10 protein-coding genes are annotated in these 18,459 nt (G+C 66.9%); 2 read left to right on the top strand and 8 right to left on the bottom strand.

All coding sequences use genetic code 11. From position 1 onward, the window contains the following. Positions 1–286: 286 nt before the first annotated feature. The 4 genes from VT03_RS23875 to VT03_RS23860 all read right to left on the bottom strand — a co-directional run bounded on the left by VT03_RS23875 (position 287) and on the right by VT03_RS23860 (position 9,036). Positions 287–3,409 carry a multidrug efflux RND transporter permease subunit gene (locus VT03_RS23875; protein ID WP_075095327.1) on the bottom strand — a complete coding sequence of 1,041 codons (3,123 nt, stop codon included), beginning with the start codon at positions 3,407–3,409 and terminating at the stop codon, positions 287–289. Positions 3,410–3,458: 49 nt separating this feature from the next. Continuing rightward, entirely contained in the window at positions 3,459–6,617 is a 3,159-nt protein-coding gene (locus tag VT03_RS23870; protein WP_075095326.1) for a multidrug efflux RND transporter permease subunit, read from the bottom strand. Positions 6,618–6,726: 109 nt separating this feature from the next. Next, positions 6,727–8,121, bottom strand: a complete 1,395-nt coding sequence (locus VT03_RS23865; protein ID WP_082846474.1) for an efflux RND transporter periplasmic adaptor subunit — start codon at positions 8,119–8,121, stop codon at positions 6,727–6,729. Positions 8,122–8,628: 507 nt separating this feature from the next. Next, positions 8,629–9,036, bottom strand: a complete 408-nt coding sequence (locus VT03_RS23860; protein WP_075095324.1) for a hypothetical protein — start codon at positions 9,034–9,036, stop codon at positions 8,629–8,631. A 659-nt stretch (positions 9,037–9,695) separates the two neighbouring features. Between VT03_RS23860 and VT03_RS23855 the strand changes: the two genes are divergently transcribed. After that, positions 9,696–10,598, top strand: coding sequence for a PilZ domain-containing protein (locus VT03_RS23855; RefSeq protein WP_075095323.1), 903 nt, complete (start codon positions 9,696–9,698; stop codon positions 10,596–10,598). A 168-nt stretch (positions 10,599–10,766) separates the two neighbouring features. Beyond that, entirely contained in the window at positions 10,767–12,332 is a 1,566-nt protein-coding gene (locus VT03_RS23850; RefSeq protein WP_156514716.1) for a glycosyltransferase family 39 protein, read from the top strand. 335 nt (positions 12,333–12,667) lie between these two features. Here VT03_RS23850 and VT03_RS23845 read toward each other — a convergent pair whose 3' ends face one another. The 4 genes from VT03_RS23845 to rsmH form a co-directional block, all read right to left on the bottom strand. Next, positions 12,668–14,428, bottom strand: coding sequence for a peptidoglycan D,D-transpeptidase FtsI family protein (locus VT03_RS23845; protein ID WP_075095321.1), 1,761 nt, complete (start codon positions 14,426–14,428; stop codon positions 12,668–12,670). 249 nt (positions 14,429–14,677) lie between these two features. Beyond that, the gene (locus tag VT03_RS23840; RefSeq protein ID WP_075095320.1) at positions 14,678–14,947 is read right to left on the bottom strand and encodes a hypothetical protein; all 270 of its coding nucleotides are present in this window, start codon (positions 14,945–14,947) and stop codon (positions 14,678–14,680) included. Positions 14,948–15,131: 184 nt separating this feature from the next. Beyond that, positions 15,132–16,976: a LysM peptidoglycan-binding domain-containing protein gene (locus VT03_RS23835; protein WP_075095319.1), complete on the bottom strand. Its 1,845-nt coding sequence runs from the start codon at positions 16,974–16,976 to the stop codon at positions 15,132–15,134. A gap of 101 nt (positions 16,977–17,077) precedes the next feature. Further along, on the bottom strand, positions 17,078–17,998 hold the full coding sequence (gene rsmH, locus VT03_RS23830) for a 16S rRNA (cytosine(1402)-N(4))-methyltransferase RsmH (protein ID WP_082846472.1): 921 nt from the start codon (positions 17,996–17,998) through the stop codon (positions 17,078–17,080). Positions 17,999–18,459: the final 461 nt, after the last annotated feature.

The following is an 18,459-nucleotide window of genomic DNA, read 5'->3' as shown; positions in this document are numbered from 1 at the left end:
CCCGCCGGAGGCCTGGCCGTCGGGAGATGTCTGAAGCGCGCCGTGTCCAAACGCGGACACCGTGTCGTATGCCCCCTCACCAACCCGCGGGGATTGCAAAGCCAGCGGTGTGATGTGAGGGAGTCCTCAACGCGGGTACCACAAAGCGGATGTCCGTTGTGTACCACGGTTCCTCACAGGAGTGCCTCCGGCGGCAAGGGGGCGAGGCCCCCTTGACCCCAGTGGCCGTCGCACGATGGGTTTGAGCTATGGAAGCTGCGCCGGCAGGGACGTCGTTCGACGTGCCTTATCCCGCCCCCAACACCGGTTCCGGCCGCACGCCCTCCACCGCCACCGCCGGCAACTTCCGATTGTTCCGACTCAACCGATCCAGAAACAAATACACCACCGGCGTCGTATACAGCGTCAGCATCTGGCTGAAAATCAGCCCACCCACAATCGCAATCCCCAGCGGCTGCCGCAGCTCCGCCCCCTCGCCCACCCCGATCGCCAAGGGAATCCCCCCCAGCAGCGCCGCCAAGGTCGTCATCGTGATCGGCCGGAACCGCAACAGACACGCCTCAAAGATCGCCTGCTCCGAAGGCAGCCCCTTGTTCCGCTCCGACTCCAGCGCCACATCGATCATCATGATCGCATTCTTCTTCACGATCCCGATCAGAAGCAGAATCCCGATCAACCCCATCACGTTCAGCTCCATCCCGCACAACATCAGTGCCAGGAGCGCCCCGACTCCGGCCGAAGGGAGCGTCGACAGAATCGTCAGCGGATGGATGTAACTCTCGTACAGGATCCCCAGCACGATGTAGACAGCCACAAGAGCCGCCAGAATCAGGAACGGCTGCGTCCGCAACGAGTCCTGAAACGCCTGGGCCGTCCCTGAAAACTGCCCCTGGATGCTCTGCGGCAGCCCAAGACGCCGCGCGATCTCCTCCACCTCGGGAACGATCGCGCTCAGCGAAGTCCCCTTGGCGAGATTGAACGAAACCGTCGCCGACGGGAACTGCCCCGAGTGAGCCACCGAAAGCGAACTGTTGCGGACCTTCTCCTCGTAAAGATCGCTCAGCGGAACCTGCGTGTTGCCGGGGGACTTGATGTAGATGTGGCGCAGGTCCGCAGGCCCCTGGGCAAACTCCGGCTTGAACTGCATCACGACGCGGTACTGGTTGAGCGCCCGGTACATCGTCGAAACGGGACGCTGGCCGAACGCGTCATAGAGCGTGTTGTCGATCGTCGCGATGTTGATCCCGAGCCGCGCGGCGGTCGCCCGGTCGATCTCCAGCCGCGTCTGGAGTCCGCGGTCCTGCTGGTCGGAGTTCAGGTCGACGAGCCCGGGGATCTTCCGCATCTCGCCCGCGACGAGAGGCACCCATTCGGTCAGCTCCGCGACCGACGCCCCCCGAAGCGTGTACTGATACTGAGCATTGCTCGAACGTCCGCCGACCCGCAGGTCCTGCATCGCCTGAAGGAACAGAGTCCCCCCGGGAACGCGGGCCAGCTTCCCCCGCAGCCGGACCACCACGTCATCCGCGCTGATCTGCCGTTCGCGAAGCGGCTTGAGCGTGACGAACATCCGGGCCTGGTTCGAGCCCCCGCCGCCACCGAACGAGCCGGTCGAGACCGAGACCCCGGAGACCGCCGGATCCTCCATGATGGCCGCGGAGAATTTTCGCACGAGCGACTGCATCACCTGCGACGACGTGTCCTGGTCCGCGACGATGTTCCCTCCCAGCCGGCCGATGTCCTGCTGCGGGAAGAAGCCCTTGGGGATAATGACGTACAGGTAACAGGTGAGAGCCACCGTCCCGATCGTCACCAGGAGCGTCACCCACTGGTGCCGCAGGACGCCCCGGAGGGTCCACTCGTAGAGTCCCAGGATGCCGTCGAAGAAGCGCTCGCTGATCCGGTAGAGCTTCCCGCGATTCGTCGGGTCGACCGGCTTCAGGAACAGGGCGCAGAGCATCGGCGTCGTCGTCAGCGAGACGACGAGCGAAATGAGGATCGAAGCCGAGAGCGTCACGGCGAACTCGCGGAACAGCCGCCCCACGATCCCGCTCATCATCAGGATCGGGATGAAGACCGCGATGAGCGAGACGCTGATCGAGAGGACCGTGAAGCCGATCTCCTTGGCGCCGAGGAGCGCCGCGTGGATCGGAGGAACCCCTTCATCGAGGTGCCGGCTGATGTTCTCGACCACGACGATCGCATCGTCCACCACGAAGCCCGTGGCGATCGTCAGGGCCATCAGCGACAGGTTGTCGAGGCTGTAGTCGAACAGGTACATGACCCCGAACGTCGACACGAGCGAGACAGGCACGGCGACGCTGGGGATGAGCGTCGACCGCACGTCCCGCAGGAAGACGAACACGACGAGGATCACGAGGAACACCGACAGCACGAGCGTGAACTGCATGTCGTGCAGCGAGCCGCGGATCGTCGCCGTGCGGTCCATCGTGACCCGGACCTCGATGTCGGCCGGGATCTGGGCCTCGAGCTGCGGGATCAGGGCGTGGATCGCGTCGACCGTCTTGATGATGTTCGCGCCGGGCTGACGGAAGATCAGCATCGTGATCGCCGGCTCGCCGTCGGTGAGACCAAAGGCCCGGATGTCCTCGACCGAGTCCTCGACCGCCGCGACATCCTCCAGCCGGATCGCCGCTCCGTTGCGGTAGGCGACGATCAGCGGCCGGTACTGCTTGGCTTCCAGAAGCTGGTCGGTCGAGCTGATCGACCACTTCCGCCCCGAGCCCTCGATGTTCCCTTTGGGCCGATTGGCGTTCGCGTTCGAGAGAGCGGCACGGACTTCTTCCAGACTCACGCCGAGGTGATTGAGGACCGTCGGGTTGAGGTCGACCCGGACCGCCGAGGCGGAGCCCCCGCCGACGAAGACCTGGCCGACGCCGGTCACCTGCGAGAGCTTCTGCGAGAGGATCGTCGTCGCGACATCGTACATCTGCGGCTTGGTGTACGTCTTCGACATCAGCGACAGCATCATGATCGGCGCGTCGGCCGGATTCACTTTGCGGTACGACGGGTTGTTCGGCAGGTTCGCCGGGAGCTGGCTACGGGCCGCGTTGATCGCCGCCTGGACGTCGCGGGCGGCGGCGTTGACGTCCCGATCGAGATCGAACTGGAGCGTGATCCCGGCCGAACCGAGCGAGCTCGTCGAGGTCATCTCGGTGACGCCGGCGATCCGCCCGAACTGCCGCTCGAGCGGCGTCGCGACTGCGGAGGCCATCGTCTCCGGATTGGCGCCGGGAAGGCTGGCGCTGACCGAGATCGTCGGAAAGTCGACCTGCGGCAGCGGAGAGATCGGCAGGAGACCGTAGCCCAGGATGCCGGTCAGCGTGAGCGCCACGGTCAGCAGCGTCGTCGCGACGGGCCGGAGGATGAAGGGACGGGAGAGGTTCATGGCGAAATCCCCCCGCGTTTCGTCCCGGCGTTGTGCGGCATGGCTCCCATCAGTGCACCAGCTCCATCTCGTGATGCTCGGCCGGCGGGGTATGGGACTCTTCCGCCTGTTCCTGAGCCATCATCGAATCGGACGGGCTCGGGAGGCCGAGCTTGGCCGCCAGCCAGTCGAACCAGAGGTAGATGACCGGCGTCGTATAGAGCGTCAGGACCTGGCTGAAGAGGAGGCCGCCGATGATCGTGATCCCCAGCGGGCGGCGGAGCTCGGAGCCGACCCCCGCTCCGAGGGCCAGCGGGACACCGCCGAAGAGAGCCGCGAGGGTGGTCATCATGATCGGGCGGAACCGCAGGAGGCACGCCTGGTAGATCGCGTCGTAGGGAGACATCCCCTGGTTCCGCTGCGCCTCGAGCGCGAAGTCGATCATCATGATCGCGTTCTTCTTCACGATCCCGATCAGGAGGATGATCCCGATCAGCGCGATGACGCTCAGGTCCATCCGGTAGATGAGCAGCGCCAGGAGCGCCCCGACGCCGGCGGACGGAAGGGTCGAGAGGATCGTGATCGGGTGGATGTAGCTCTCGTAGAGCACCCCGAGCACGATGTAGACGGTGACGAGGGCCGCGAGGATCAGGAGCGGCGTGCTTCGGAGCGAGGCCTGGAACGCTTCGGCGGTCCCCTGGAACTTGCCGACGATGCTCGGCGGGAGCTGAATCTCTTCCTTCGCCCGGTGGATCGCCTCGACCGCCTCGCCGAGCGAGACACCGGGGGCGAGGTTGAACGAGACCGTCACGACCGGGAACTGTCCCTGGTGGTTCACGGTGAGCGGCGCGGTCCGCTGTTCGACGCGGGTGAAGGAGCTGAGGGGGGTCACGCCGCCGAGGGCGGGCTTCACGTAGAGGTTCCCCATGTCGGCGGGACCGCTGCGGAACTCCGGCTTCACCTCCAGGATCACGCGGTACTGGTTGAGCTGCGTGAACATGATCGAAACCTGCCGCTGCCCGAAGGCGTCGTACAGGGCGTCGTCGACCATCCGCGGCGTGATCCCCAGCCGCGAGGCGGTGTCGCGGTCGATCACGACGTGGGCCTGGAGTCCCGATTCAAGCTGGTCGCTCGCCACGTCGCGGAGCTCGGGAAGCTGCCGGAGAGCGGCGACGAACTTGGGACTCCACTCCTCCAGCTCGTCGGAGCTCGGTGTCTCGAGGCTGTACTGGTATTGCGTCCGGCTGACGCGGGTCTCGACCGAGAGGTCCTGGACCGGCTGGAGATACAGGCGGATGCCGCTGACTTCTTCGAGCTTCGGCTGGAGGCGGCGGATGATCGCCAGGGCGTGCTCGCTGCGGTGTTCGAGCGACTTGAGGTTGATCTGGATCCGGCCGCTGTTGATCGTCGTGTTCGTGCCGTCGATCCCGATGAAGCTCGACAGGCTGTCGACCGCGGGGTCTTCCAGGATGACCCGGTTCAGGGCGAGCTGCCGCTCCTTCATGGCCTGGAACGAGATGTCCTGCGGCGCCTCGGAGATCCCCAGGATGACGCCCGTGTCCTGGACCGGGAAGAAGCCCTTGGGGGTGATGACGTAGAGATACCCGGTGGCGACGAGCGTCAGGACGGCGACCACCATCGTCCCGGCCTGATGCCGCAGGACCCAGCGGAGGGTCGCCCCGTACCAGCGGATGATCGCCTCGAAGGTCGCTTCGGACGTGCGGTACATCCAGCCGTGATCTTCCGGGTGCGTGTGCTTGAGGAACCGGGCGCACATCATGGGAGTCAGGGTCAGTGAGACGACCGCCGAGACGAGGATCGTGACGCTCAGCGTCACGGCGAACTCGCGGAAGAGCCGCCCGACGATGTCCCCCATGAAGAGCAAGGGAATCAGCACCGCGATGAGCGAAACGCTCAGCGAGACGATCGTGAAGCCGATCTCCTGGGCTCCCTTGAGCGACGCCGGAAGCGGATGCTCCCCCGCCTCGATGTACCGCATGATGTTCTCGATCATCACGATCGCGTCGTCGACGACGAAGCCGGTCGAGATCGTGAGGGCCATCAGCGTCAGGTTGTTGAGGCTGTAGCCGAGCAGGTACATGACGCCGAACGTCCCGACGAGCGACAGCGGGACCGCGACGCTGGGGATGATCGTGGCGGGGATGTTCCGCAGGAACACGAACATGACCATGACGACGAGCCCGATCGTCAGGACGAGCTCGAACTGGACGTCGTGGACCGAGGCCCGGATCGTGAAGGTCCGGTCGGTCAGGATGTCGACGCTGACCGCGGCGGGGAGCGAATCCCGGAGCTGCGGCAGGAGAGCCTTCACGCGGTCGACCACCTCGATGATGTTCGCCCCCGGCTGTCGCTGGATGTTCACGACCACCGCGGGGGTGTCGTTCATCCATGCCGCCTGCCGGAGATTCTCGACGTCGTCGACGACGTCCGCCACATCCGAGAGGACGACCGGCGCCGCGTTGCGGTAGGCGACCACGAGCTTCTTGTACTGGTCGCTCGTGAAGAGCTGGTCGTTCGCCCCGATGACGTAGGTCTGCTGCGGTCCGTCGAAGCTCCCCTTGGCCTGGTTGACGTTCGCCTGCTCCAGCGCGACCCGCACGTCTTCCAGATTGAGCCCCAGCGACGACAGCGCGGTCGGATTGGCCTGGACCCGGATGGCGGGCTTCTGGCCCCCGCTGATGCTGACGAGGCCGACGCCGCTGAGCTGCGAAATCTTCTGGGCCAGCCGCGTATCGGCGAGGTCTTGGACCTTCGAGAGCGGAAGGGTCTTGGACGAGAGCGCAAGCGTCAGGATCGGCGAGTCGGCCGGGTTGGTCTTCGTGTAGACGGGCGGGTTCGGAAGGTCCTGCGGCAGGAAGGTCGAGGCGACGTTGATCGCCGCCTGGACCTGCTGGGCGGCGATGTCGATGTCGAGGTTCAGGTCGAACTGGAGCGTGATGACCGAACAGCCGTCCGAGCTGCTGGAGGTCATCTGCGTCAGGCCGGGGATCTGACCGAACTGCCGTTCGAGCGGCGCCGTGATCGAAGAACCGACGACGTCCGGTCCCGCCCCCGGATAGAAGGTCAGGATCTGGATCGTCGGGTAGTCGACCTGCGGCAGCGCGGAGACCGGCAGTTCGCGATAGGCGACCAGTCCCGAGATCAGGATTGCCGCCATGAACAGGACGGTCGCCACCGGCCGCAGGATGAAGGGGCGGGAGATGTTCATGGGGGAGAGCAGGACTAGGGACTAGCGACGAGGGTCCGGGGAGGTAACGCTCGGAGTGTTCGACGGGTTCGTTGGACCCTCGTCCCTCAACCCTCGACTCTCATCCCTCCTACGTCCTCTTCTCCGCGGCGATCTCGTTGCCGGGCTTCGAGGCCGGCTTCTTGCCGGCGGGACTGGCCTTGTCCTGGAACTGGACCTTGGCCCCCGGGGTCAGCTTGTCGACGCCGTCGACGACGACCAGTTCGCCCACCTTGAGCCCGTTCTTGATCGACGTGTCGAGCCCTTCGCTCGGGCCGAGTTCGATATTCCGCAGCTCGACCGTCTCGTCCGACTTCACGACGTAGACGAACGTGCTCTCCGGTCCCCGCTGGACCGCCGACGTGTTGACGACGACCGCTTTCTCGACCGCATCCACGAGCAGGCGGGCGTTGACGAACTGGTTCGGGAAGAGGGCCCGGTTCTTGTTCTCGAACGTGGCCTTGAGGCGGAGCGTCCCGGTCGTGGCGTCGACCTGGTTGTCGAGGGCCGAGAGCTTGCCGGTGGCGAGCTTGCGTTTGAAGTCGCGGTCGTAGGCATCGACCTGGAGCGAGCCTTCAATGTTCATCTGCTCGAGGACGCGGGGGATGTCGTCCTGCGGGATCGTGAACTGGAGGGTGATCGGGTCGAGCTGCGTGATGACGACCAGCCCACCGGGGTCATTCGCCTGGACGATGTTCCCCTTGTCGATCAGCCGGAAGCCGATACGGCCCGTGATCGGGGCGACGATCCGGCAGTAGGTGAGCTGCAGCTCGGCGTTCTCGAGGGCCGCCTTGGCCACTTTGACCGCGGCTTCGGACTGCTGCACGGCGGCGAGCTGCTGGTCGTAAACCGCCTGCGTCGACGCCTGGGACTTCATCAGGTCTTCGGTCCGCTTCAGGTTCACCTGGGCCAGACTGAGGTTCGCGTCCTCGCGAGCGAGCGTCCCGGCCGCCTGATCGCGGGCGGCGATGAACGGCCGCGGATCGATCTCGACCAGCAGGTCCCCCTCCTTGACCGTCTGCCCCTCCGTGAAGGCGACCTTGACCACTTCTCCCGCGACGCGGCTGCGGACGGTGACCGTGTTGAAGGCAGTCACGGTCCCGAGGCCGTTGATATAGAGGTTGATGTCCCGCTCCCGAACCGTGGTGGCGACGATCGGGACGGCCCGCGGCGGAGGAGGTGCCTTCGGGCCCGCCGGGACGAGTAATGCATGAACGCGTGGATACCAGTACGGCCGGGCGTACCAGGCCCCGCCCGCCAGGGCGAGCAGCACGACCCAGCCGAGCCATCCTCGCCGAGACGGAGCCGCAGCAGGCGTGGTCGCCGGGGTCGACGCCGGAGGAGGCGCGGCCGCTCCGGCCGAACTCCCATGCCCGTTCATGGCACCGGCGGGGGTGCGGGTCGCGGGCGGAGAGGGGGGATGAGCCGGCGTCGAGGCGGCGGCCGGAGTGGGAGTCGACGGAGGAGCGGGGGCGGCAGGATTCATGGGCGGGCGCTTTCGAATCGTCTGGCGGCGGTCGGCGACGTTCTTCGGACCTCACGGCGGCGTGTCCGTGACGAATGGCGGTTCGTCGCGGGACCGTCCCGGTCAAGCCGGGAGTGAAATCAGGAAGGAGGGCGTCGGCGGGCGGAGGCGGACTTCGGAATCTTGGCCGTTCCGACGCACAAGGCGGTCGGGAGCCGGTGTCCTTCGGTCGAATCGCCGAAGTGACCGGGCAGTCCTGCCATTCGTGCCCGTCGAACGGATCGTTCCGTCTGGCGAGGACTCAGGATCGATGCAACCGGTCTTGCGCGGCCAGGAACGGACGACGGATTCGGGGGCGGGTGGGGGAGGCAGGGGGCGGAGAGGACCGCCCCGATCGGGCAGTCGTCACCGAGCGGCCCGTCCCGGTCAGGAGACCCGAACCGGGGCGCAGCCGCACATGGCAATCCTAGCGGAGCGGCCGGCCCAGTGGCACGACGAATCGAAGAATTCTTCCGCGTTCATGGGACACTAAGGTTGGTCAGCCACAGGGAGTTGGGACGAGACCGCGGCATCCGGGGACACCGGGGGGGACGCGGAGCGGCCGATCCATCCGGCGCACCAGGCCGCGCCGAGGCAGCCGCCGGTCACGAGCAGCACCCAGAAGGGCCACAGGCCGAACAGCATGTCGGCGATCATGGTCCGCCGCATCACGGAGTCGGAGACTTCCAGCCCCCACTCTCCGCTCGGGATCTCGCCGGCATCGAGCGTTTTCCGAGCGGCCTCCCGCGCCGCCGCGTGCTCCTCCGATCCGGGGGTCTCGTCCAGCGTCTTCCGCAGGGACGCGACGAATTCGCGGCGGACCTGCAGGCAGAATGCCCCCCCGGCCCCAATGATCAAGGCCGCCACGATCAGCGCCACGAGATACCGGATCACCATCACCTCGGTTCCACGCCCATTCCCGCCTTGCGTCCGGGAGCCCCACATTCATCAGCCGACGTCCCCTCATTCTGCACGGCGTCGGAGACTTTTGCACCGCAGCACGGGGCATCGGGAGGGTGTTCCCTGTTCATCGGCGGACTGCTCCTCCCTCTTCTCCGTGATCTCTGCGGCTCTGTGTTTCTTTCTTCCGGAAGAGTTTTGAAACACAGAGGAACGGAGGACACAGAGAAGAACAGGAGACGGTGGGGGACACATCGGAAGCGGGAGCCAACGGTGCGGCTCAGCTGGAGCTTCGCCCTCCCAGTGCTCTGCGATCACTTCTCCGACTTCGAACGACGCGCCACCGATCTTCCAGATGCAGGCGTCAAAACGGGGCCCCCGTACCCACGCGCGATCGCTTTCGTTCGGGACAATTTTTCGCGGGCCGACAGATTGACCAGATTCCTGACGCTTCCAAGTGGGGCTGGTCCGATTGTTCCGGAACGGCCGACTTTCCGGGTCGGTGCTGTTATGCGGGCAGTGGCGAGGGATTCCACATCTTCTGGCAACACGGCGGCACCTTTGACCACAGATCCGAACAGGCGCGTTTCGCGTGACCTAAGTAATTGATGGCTAGATTTCGTGTTGGGTCCGCCGTGCGGACAGAAAGCTCCATCATGCGTTCCGTTCATTCCTCGGACGAAGCGAAGAGTTCATCGGAACAGGATGACCGCCGCCTGGCGGACCGGGTTCCCAGTCAGCAGCCGGCCGACGTGATCTGTCGCCAGGCGGGCCCCGATTCGTCCCTGGTGACGTACGCCGCCTTCCTGGCCGACGTCTCCGTGGAAGGGGCGAAGCTCCTCTGCCAGGAGCGGATCCTGCACCACGCGATCTGGATCCGCTTCACTCCCGTGAACGGGACGCAGCAGGTGATCGAAGGCTCCGTCCGATGGTGCCGCATGGCCGGCGACGGACCGGAGAACGGCTGGGTCTACGGCGTCCGGTTCACCGCCCCGCAGAAGGCGGAGTTGCTCCCCGCCCCCGCGACGTCCGGCATCGAGGCCGACCTGGCCGAGTCGGTTCTGGACGACAGCGAGAACGTTTCCTTCGGAGACACCCAGATCTGGTCGAAGGACCGCGCCAAGCTCCTTGCCGAATACCTCCAGGCGGCGCCGCGGCCGAGCGTCGTCCGTCCCGAGAGTTTTGCCCTGCAGGGACTGTTCCAGGCTCCCGGCGGCTCCGAGCGGCGGATCAGCCCGCGTTACGCCTGTGACCGTTCCGGCCAGATCCGGTCGCAGATCGACTCCGACGAGGTCCTGACGATCTCGACCGAGGACATCTCGGAGACCGGGGCCAAGATCCTCTCGCCGGAACCAATCGACGGCGAACACCTGTTCCTTTATCTCCCCTCCATCTCCGGCTTCCCGACGCCGGTTGAGTGCGAGATCCGCTGGCGCTGCAACCAGGTGGATGGGCTCTTCTGCCAGGAGGCGCGGTACAGCTACGGCCTGCGGTTCCTCTCGCCGCTGCCGCGGGGGGTCGTGGAGATGATCCGCGCCCGGCAGCGGAAGGATCACTAGAGTTCGGAGTGGTCGGTTTTCCGTAGTCGGACATCCTCCCGCCAGACGCCCTGCCCTCCGTCCCCGCCTCCCCCGCCCTCGTTCTCCTACCCAGCGGCCGCTCTCCTCTGCTATAGCACTCTCGGACCGCGACACGCGGTGCCCGAACGAGTCCGCAACGAGGACGGCGTGGCCTCCGCAATCTCATCCCGGCAGACGATGCCCTCCGCGCTCCCGGACCGCGCGCTCGGCGGCCTCGCGCTGGCGCTCATCGCCGCGGCATGCCTGCTGGCCAGTCTTCCAGTCTGGCGAAGTGATGCGCTCACGCTCGACGAGCACGCTTCCTACTGGATCGCGGCGGAAGAGAACCCGGGGACGCTGCTTCAGAGAAGCCTCGAGTACTCCGCGACGCCGCCGCTCTCCTTTGCCCTGCAGCGGGCCGCGCTCGACCTTTTAGGGAAGCATGCGTGGGCGCTGCGGCTTCCCTCGCTCCTCGCGCTGTGGGCCGCGCCGCTCTTTGTCTTCCTGGCCGCCCGTTCGACATTCGGCTGGCGCGCGGCGATGCTCGCTCCTCTGCTGATGGCTTGGCATCCCGACCTGTGGGAGCCGGGCCGGCTGGCGCGAACCTACGGCGTCACCGTCGGCCTCTCGAGCGCGGTCCTCTATGCGACGGCCCGCTGGATGCAGGCGCCGACGTCGTGGCGGTGGCTCCTCGTGTGGACCGGTTTTCAGGCAGCGCTGCTGTGGAACCATTACGTCAACGTGGCGTTCGTCGCGGCGGTGTCGGGGTTGCTGGCCGTGCGCTGGTTCTCGAAGTCGGCGCCACCGTTGGTTCGCGGGCGGCTGCTGTTGGCGGGGTTGCTGCTGCTCGTCTTCGGAGCTCCGTTGATCCCCGCGTTCGTTCGGGTGTGGGAGCTGCGGCCGTTTCTCGAGTTCATCCGCACCAGCATTCCGATCGAACGGCAGATCGGAGCCTTTGCATTGTGCCTCGCTCTTCCGGCGATTCTCTGTGGGTCTGTCTTCCGAAGCCGGAAACCCGCGGTTGTTCCCTCGCTGGAGCCCGCCGCCATGCCCGGGTGGATGGGGCTGTTGCTGGTCGTGGGGCCGGGGCTGCAGTTGCTCTTCGTGGCCCTGAGCTTTCTGCTCTCACCGACGCTGGGGCATCCGCGGTATGCGTTGGCGGGGGCTCCGGCGACGGTGCTCGTTGTGGCCGCCTTGCTGGCCCGGGCGGCGAATGGGATTGCGGTTCCCCTGGCGGCGGCGGGGGTCGTGGCCGGTTGGGTGTTTGTGGGGCAGCCGATCTGGGTCTCACCGGTGATCGATTCTGCTGAGGCGGCTGACTGGAAGGTGGTGGGGGAGGTTGTGCAGGCGGAGGGGGTGGAGGGGGAGACGATCTTTGTTTATGGCGGGCTGGTGGAGGCGGGGTTGATTCCGACGTTCGGGCATGACCTTTTGTTTGAGGAGTACATTGCGTCGCGGGTGGGTCGTTTCTTCGTCACGACGCCGCATCCGCGGTATGGGTTGCCGTTGTTGTGGACGCAGCTGGAGCATTGCCGGCCGATTTATGACGCCGTGATTGACGATGCGGGGGAGCGGGGTAAGTCGATCTGGATTGCGTGTGCGACGGATATTGATCTGGGGCGGGATGCGGGTGAGGCGATGCGGGTATTGCTGCAGCGTCAGGGTTGGAAGGTGACGCTGTCGCGGGATCTGTCGACGGCGCGAGTGCAGCGTCTCTCCCCACCCGAACAATAAAAGCCGGGGTCCAGGGGCCCTGTCCCTGGTGGGGGATGCAAGGGGGCAACGCCCTCTTGCCCGCCGGAGGCCTGGCCGTCGAGAGATGTCTGAAGGAGTGAGTATCCAAGCGCGGACACCGTGTCGCATGCCCCCGTCACCTAAGACGCGTGGATGTCAAAGCGAGCGGTGAGTCCTCAACGCCGGTTCCACAAAGGGAATGTCCGTTACTTGCCACGGTTCCTCATGGAAGCGCCTCCGGCGGCAAGGGGGCGAGGCCCCCTTGACCCCGGCTGGCGAGTGACGACGGGTTGCCGTATCGGATACCCGTCCGCCAGGTACGGTCTTCGAGCAGGCTATTGCGGCTTTGATGCCTCGGACTCGGCCACCCGCTCCGCCCCGCCATACCGCCGCAACGCCCGCTCCAGAATGTCCCGAGCCGCCGGTGCCGCCGCAATCCCACCAAAATCACTCGGCCCCTTCGTCGGCTCATCCACCGTCACCAGCACCAGCACCCGCGGATCCTCCGCCGGCGCACCGCAAATAAACGAAGCCACGTGACGGCTGTGCGAATACGCCCCGTTCGCCTCCACCTTCTGCGAAGTCCCCGTCTTCCCGAAGACCGTCACGCCATCGATCTGAGCCTTCTTCCCCGTCCCCCGCTCCACCACCCCCACCAGCGGCGTCTCCACCACCCACCGCGCCGACGCCTCGCCAATCACCCGCGACGCGATCGTCGAACACGGCATCGGCGTCCCCCGCGGCCGCCCCTCCGGCAACACATCCAGCACCAGATGCGGCGTCTGGAACATCCCCCGGTTGGCCAGGGCCGCATGCGCCGCCAGCATCTGCAGCGGCGTCGCACTCACCTCCTGCCCCATCGGAATCGATCCCGTCGAATACCGCGTCCACTTCGCCAGGGGATGCAGCATCCCCCCCAGTTCCCCCGGCAACTCGATCCCCGTCGGCCGGCCAAACCCAAACCGGACCGCACAGTCGTAAAGCCCTTCGTTCGCCAGCCGCTCGCCGATCTTCGCCATCCCGATATTGCTCGACTTCACCAGGATGTCATCGACCGACAGCATCCCGTACCGGTGATGGTCATGCAGCACCCGCGGCCCCATCCGGTACGCCCCCCGCATGCAGTCGAACGACTCGTCCGACTGAATCGCCTCCCGGTCGATCGCATACGCCACGACGAGCGGCTTGAACGTTGAGCCCGGCTCATACATCGCCTGAATCGCGAGGTTCCGCCACGCGTTGGCCGGCGCGCTCGCCGGATCGTTCGGATCGAACGCGGGCCGGCTCGCCATCGCCAGCACTTCCCCGCTGCGGGGATCAAGCACCACGGCGCACGCGCTCTCGGGGACCACCTCCGCCATCAGCCCGTCGAGCCGCTGCTCGATCTCGATCTGGAGGATCGTGTCGAGCGAGAGCTGAAGCGTGTCCCCGGGCCGCGCCGGCGACTCCCCGCGGACATCGATCACGTACCCCCGCGCATCCCGAACGAGATGCCGCACGCCCCCCCGGCCGCCAAGCTCCCCGGCAAACCGTTCCTCCACCCCGCCCCGTCCGATGCCGTCAATATCCCGCTGCCCCAGGACGTGCGCCGCGACCGTCCCCTGCGGATAGCGGCGCAGGTACTCCGTCTGAAGCCCATAGGCGGCCACGGGAAGACGCAGGGCCCGCACCGCCACCGCCTCGGCATCCGAGAGCCGCCGCTTGACCCACAGGAACCGCTTCCCCTCGGCCGCCGCCCCCTCGATCCGGCCCGCCAGCCGCGGGGCGTCGAGCGGGATCGCCTCGGTCAGCCGCCAGGCGAACTCCCACGGATCGTCGATCTCGCCGGGATCGACGAAGAAGCTCTCGGTCGGGATCGAGGTCGCGAGGATCCGCCCCTCGCGATCGAGGACGTCGCCGGGACGGGCGGCGATCGTCTCCTGAAAGTTCCGCTGCCGGACCGCCCGCCGCACAAACTGGTCCTGACTCCACCACTGGAGCTGAACGAGCCGCCCCACGAGAACCAGCCACACCAGCACCAGCCCCGCCGCCAGCCCATAGAGCCGCCACGACGAGACCGTCGCGGAGGGTCGGGAGGTGGCGGGAGTTGTCGACATTCGAGGACGGCGCTCCGAGTCATGAACGCGGCCGCACGATTTCACCCCAAGGGGGTGACACACCCTGGCCTGGGGAATCGCCCCAGGTTTGCGGTCACCGCACAGACCCAAGCCCTGAAGGGGCGTCACAACATCGACGTTGTGACGCCCCTTCAGGGCTCGAATGCCTTTCTGGCTTCCCATCCTGGGGCGATGCCCCAGGATGGGGTGTTTGACGCCTTCAGCGTCGTCGGGATTGCGGCCCGGCCTTCACCGAGTCGTCCGGCTTCGTCCCGAGGCTTTGACCGGCTTCCCCGTTGTCTTCGGCCGGGGTTGTTCGATCTCTTCAATGAGCCGGGCCGGGGCTCCCAACTGCTGCGTCCGGAGACGGAGCTTCGCGTATTCGTCCTGCAACTGGTCGTACCGGTACACCTGCAGGCTCAGCGCCTGCCGCGTCGACAGGTTCCGCTTCTCGAGGGCAATGTTCGTGAGGGCAATCAGCACCAGGAGGACGATTGCGGCGCTGAAGCGGAAGAACATGGAGGGAGGTGAAGTCTCAGGTGGCAGGTATCAAGTCTCAGTCAGGGCGAACGGCCTCGAAGGCTTTGGCCCTGGACTCTCGTCCCTAGTCCTTCTTCCAAACAAAAAAACGCCCGGCATGCGCTGCCCGAGGGGGATGGGCGGCACACACCGGGCGAGTCTCAGGAGCTTTCGCTCACTACTGCTATCGGATGATGGTCGCGTCCGGAGCAGCCTGAACGCCGCTGGCGTCCTGCGGGAGACGAAGAACCATCCCCAGCTTCAGGTCGTTCGGAGTTTTCAGGTTCTCCCGATTAAGCCCATAAATCTGAACCCAGCGACTTGAACGGCCAAGCGTGCTCTGCGCGATGTCGGAGAGCGTGTCCCCTTCCGCCACGCGGTACAGCGGCTGCCCCGTCGGATCGACGAAGAACCCGACCTGCTGGATCGCGCCACCGGCAGCATCTGCCGTTTGCGGAGCGTAGGTCTTCGACGGCTCCGCGCCGCTGATGAGGTGGGCGTACTTCTCCGTCAGCACGGCGGAGGTCGGGATCACGACCTTCATCCCCGGCTTGAGCTTCCGGGGGTCCGGGATACGGGCCTTGTTGTATTCGGCGAGGGCGGCGAAGTAGCGGCCCATCCCGTACTGCTTGCGGGAGATCGTCCAGTAGTTGTCCCCCGCTTCGGCGGTGTAGACCGTCTCCTGGCCGTTGTACTGGCCATTCCCGGCCGGGGCGCCGTTCGCCCCGAACGGGTCGGCCGGACCAGCCGGCGCGGCCGAGAGCGGAGCCGCTTCCCGTGCGGGCCACTGAGGAGGCTGGGTCAGTCCGCGGGCAGCCGACGGAGCCGGAGTCGGCATCGTGGCCCGGGGCTCGAAGGCATTCCCCACGGGGACGGGAGCGGGGGCGGGAGCGGGGACCGAGTCGAAGCCGCCGTCGAAGGCGGCCGGGCGCCGCGCGGCTGGTTGCGGGGGGCTGGCCGGAGCAGGCTCGGCCGCTTCGTTGCCGAAGACCGGGACCGGCTGGGGTGTTCCCTGCGAGGGAGCGGGTCCGAGATCGATGGAGGGGACCGTCGAGTTCGCGGCCGGCAGGGCCGGAGCCGGGCGGGCCGCCGGTGCGGCGGCGGGGGCTTCGTCGACGAGGCCGAAATTGTCCTGAGCGGGTGGGAACGCCGGGGGCTGCTGGGCCGGCGGAGCCCCTGCTCCGGGCGCGGCACCGAGGGTCGGCTCGAACTGAACCGGCATGACCGGTCCGCGGGACGAGGGGGCACCGGCCGGGGCGACGATCTCAGCTTCCGCCGGGATCACGAGGGTCACCGGCTCCAGTTCGGCGACAGCCGACGCCGCCAGCGGATTCCTTCCAGCAACGGCGGGGAGCGGTTCGGCCTGCTCGACCGGCTGCGGGGCGACGTTCTTTGCATTGGGATCGCCAAAGAACTCCTTCGGAGTCTTGGGAGGGAAGCTGGGGTAGGTCGTCGGGGCCGGGAACCGCGACTTCGGCTTGGCGGCGGCATCGGCCGGCGCGCCCTTGACCTTGCGGTTCGCCCACTGGCCGCCCGAAGGCTGAGCGGAGGAGGCGTCGGCCGGCACAGCGACCGGTGCGGCCGTCCCGGGACCGGCAGCGTCGAAGGGATTGGCCGCCGCGGCATTTGGCGCGGCGTCAAACGGGTTGCCGGCAGGAGCCGCAGCGGGGACCGCCGGCGGTGTGGGCGCGAGGTCCGGCATGTCGGCCGGGACCTGGAACAGTCCGGCCAGCGTCTCGTCCTGCGGTTCCTCGATCAGTTCGGTCGTCTCGGTCTTCTCCTTCGCCGCCGGAGCCGCGGCCGGATCGACTTCGTCGAAGCGGGAGAGGTTCGGCTCGGAGCCTTGAGCCTGGAGCTTGTTGAACGTCGCGTAACCGAAGCCGCCGGCGATCCCGACCGCCAGGGCGAGCGTTCCCGCCACGCGGAGCGGCATCCCGCCGGACGTCTTCACGACCGGCTCGCGGCTCGCGAGCTGGCGGCGGACCTCGTGGGCCGGAACCGGATCGGCAGCGAGCCGCTCACGAGTCACAGTCCGCTCGACGACCGGCTGCTCCAGCGCGGCGGGGGCCGGCGTGCGGAGAGGGGTCGCGAGGGGAGCCGGGGCGGGGGCCGGTGTGGAGGCCAGCGGCTCTAGCGGAGCCTGGCGAGCCGCAGCTTGGCCGTGCGCGAACGGGGATTGAGACGGATTTCGGCCGGCGAGGCGACCAGGGGCTTTTTCGTAAGGTTGTCCCATCGTTCGGTCTCTCGAAAGGTCTCTTTGACGAGTCGGTCTTCCAGGGAATGAAACGTGATCACCGCCGCCAGCCCGCCGGGGGCCAGACACGCGGGCAGCACCGTATCGAGGAATGTCCGCAGGTGGTCGAACTCGCGGTTCACCGCGATCCGCAGGGCCTGAAAGACCTGCGTCGCCGGGTGGGTGTCGCCGCGGGTTCCCTTGATCCTTCGTACCAGCTCCGCGAGGTCTTCCGATGTCGCCACCGGCTGGGTCTTTCGACGGTCGACGATCGCCCCGGCGATCCGTTCCGCCAGCGGCTCCTCGCCGTACTCGCGAAGCATCTTCGTGAGGTCGTCGGCTGAAACGGTCCGGAGGTACTCGGCGGCGGGGACGCCCTGGCGGGTGTCGAACCGCAGGTCGAGGGGGCCGCCGGCCTGGATGCCGAAGCCCCGCTCGCGGTCGGCGAGCTGGTCCGACGACAGGCCGAGGTCGACGAGGATCCGGTCGACGGGGCCGAGGGAGAGTTCCTGGAGGACGTCGGGGAGTTCGGAGTAGCTCCGCTGGAGGAGTTGGACGTGTTCGCCGTCGATGAACTGGGCCGCGTACCCGAGCATCAGGGAGTCGCGGTCGAGTCCGATCAGTGTGCCGCCGGGCTGAATCTTTTCGTGGATCTTGCGGCTGTGGCCGGCGGCTCCGACGGTCCCGTCGACGACCGTCAGTCCCGGGCGCAGGTCGAGGGCCGACAGGACCTCATGCAGCAGGACCGGGATGTGGACGTGCTTCTTCGGAGATTGCGGGGACGGTCCCGGAGCGGGACTGGCGGGCTGATCCGGCATGTCGCACTCCGTCCGGCCCGTGGACCAAGGGTCCCCGCGCGGCCAAGTGGGGGTGGAATAGGAAAGGGGAAAACGGGGATCGCGTGAAACAACGCGGAGGGGAATCGGCGGACAGTGCCGAGGAGGGTTGGCGAGGGAGGTGGGAAGGGAAAGGAGGGGAGGCTGAGGATTCAGCCGATGGGCGGATTCGCCCGATAGGAGAGGGACTTCTAGCGGAATCTGCCGAAGTGCAAAAGAGGAGTTTGCCGTGCGTGTTCGCAGTCCAACCGGGTCCAGGGGCACCCTGGTGGGGGATGCAAGGGGGCAACGCCCCTTTGCCCGCCGGAGGCCCTCTCGTCGAGAGATGTCTGAAGGAGTGAGTATCCAAACGCGGACAACGTGCCGGATGCCCCCTCACCTCAGAACGTGGGGACCGCAAAGCCAGCGGTGTGGTTTGAGGGAGTCCTCAACACCGGTACCAC

Source organism: Planctomyces sp. SH-PL14, assembly GCF_001610835.1.
Lineage (GTDB): Bacteria > Planctomycetota > Planctomycetia > Planctomycetales > Planctomycetaceae > Planctomyces_A.
Note: the sequence above shows the minus strand (reverse complement) of the source record. Positions and strands in the feature narration are given on the sequence as shown.

Excerpts from the sequence above, each read along its gene's own strand:
- VT03_RS23875 (WP_075095327.1), bottom strand. The coding sequence starts at position 3,409 with ATGAACCTCTCCCGTCCCTTCATCCTCCGGCCCGTCGCGACGACGCTG.
- VT03_RS23870 (WP_075095326.1), bottom strand. The coding sequence starts at position 6,617 with ATGAACATCTCCCGCCCCTTCATCCTGCGGCCGGTGGCGACCGTCCTG.
- VT03_RS23865 (WP_082846474.1), bottom strand. The coding sequence starts at position 8,121 with ATGAATCCTGCCGCCCCCGCTCCTCCGTCGACTCCCACTCCGGCCGCC.
- VT03_RS23860 (WP_075095324.1), bottom strand. The coding sequence starts at position 9,036 with ATGGTGATCCGGTATCTCGTGGCGCTGATCGTGGCGGCCTTGATCATT.
- VT03_RS23855 (WP_075095323.1), top strand. The coding sequence starts at position 9,696 with ATGCGTTCCGTTCATTCCTCGGACGAAGCGAAGAGTTCATCGGAACAG.
- VT03_RS23845 (WP_075095321.1), bottom strand. The coding sequence starts at position 14,428 with ATGTCGACAACTCCCGCCACCTCCCGACCCTCCGCGACGGTCTCGTCG.
- VT03_RS23840 (WP_075095320.1), bottom strand. The coding sequence starts at position 14,947 with ATGTTCTTCCGCTTCAGCGCCGCAATCGTCCTCCTGGTGCTGATTGCC.
- rsmH (WP_082846472.1), bottom strand. The coding sequence starts at position 17,998 with ATGCCGGATCAGCCCGCCAGTCCCGCTCCGGGACCGTCCCCGCAATCT.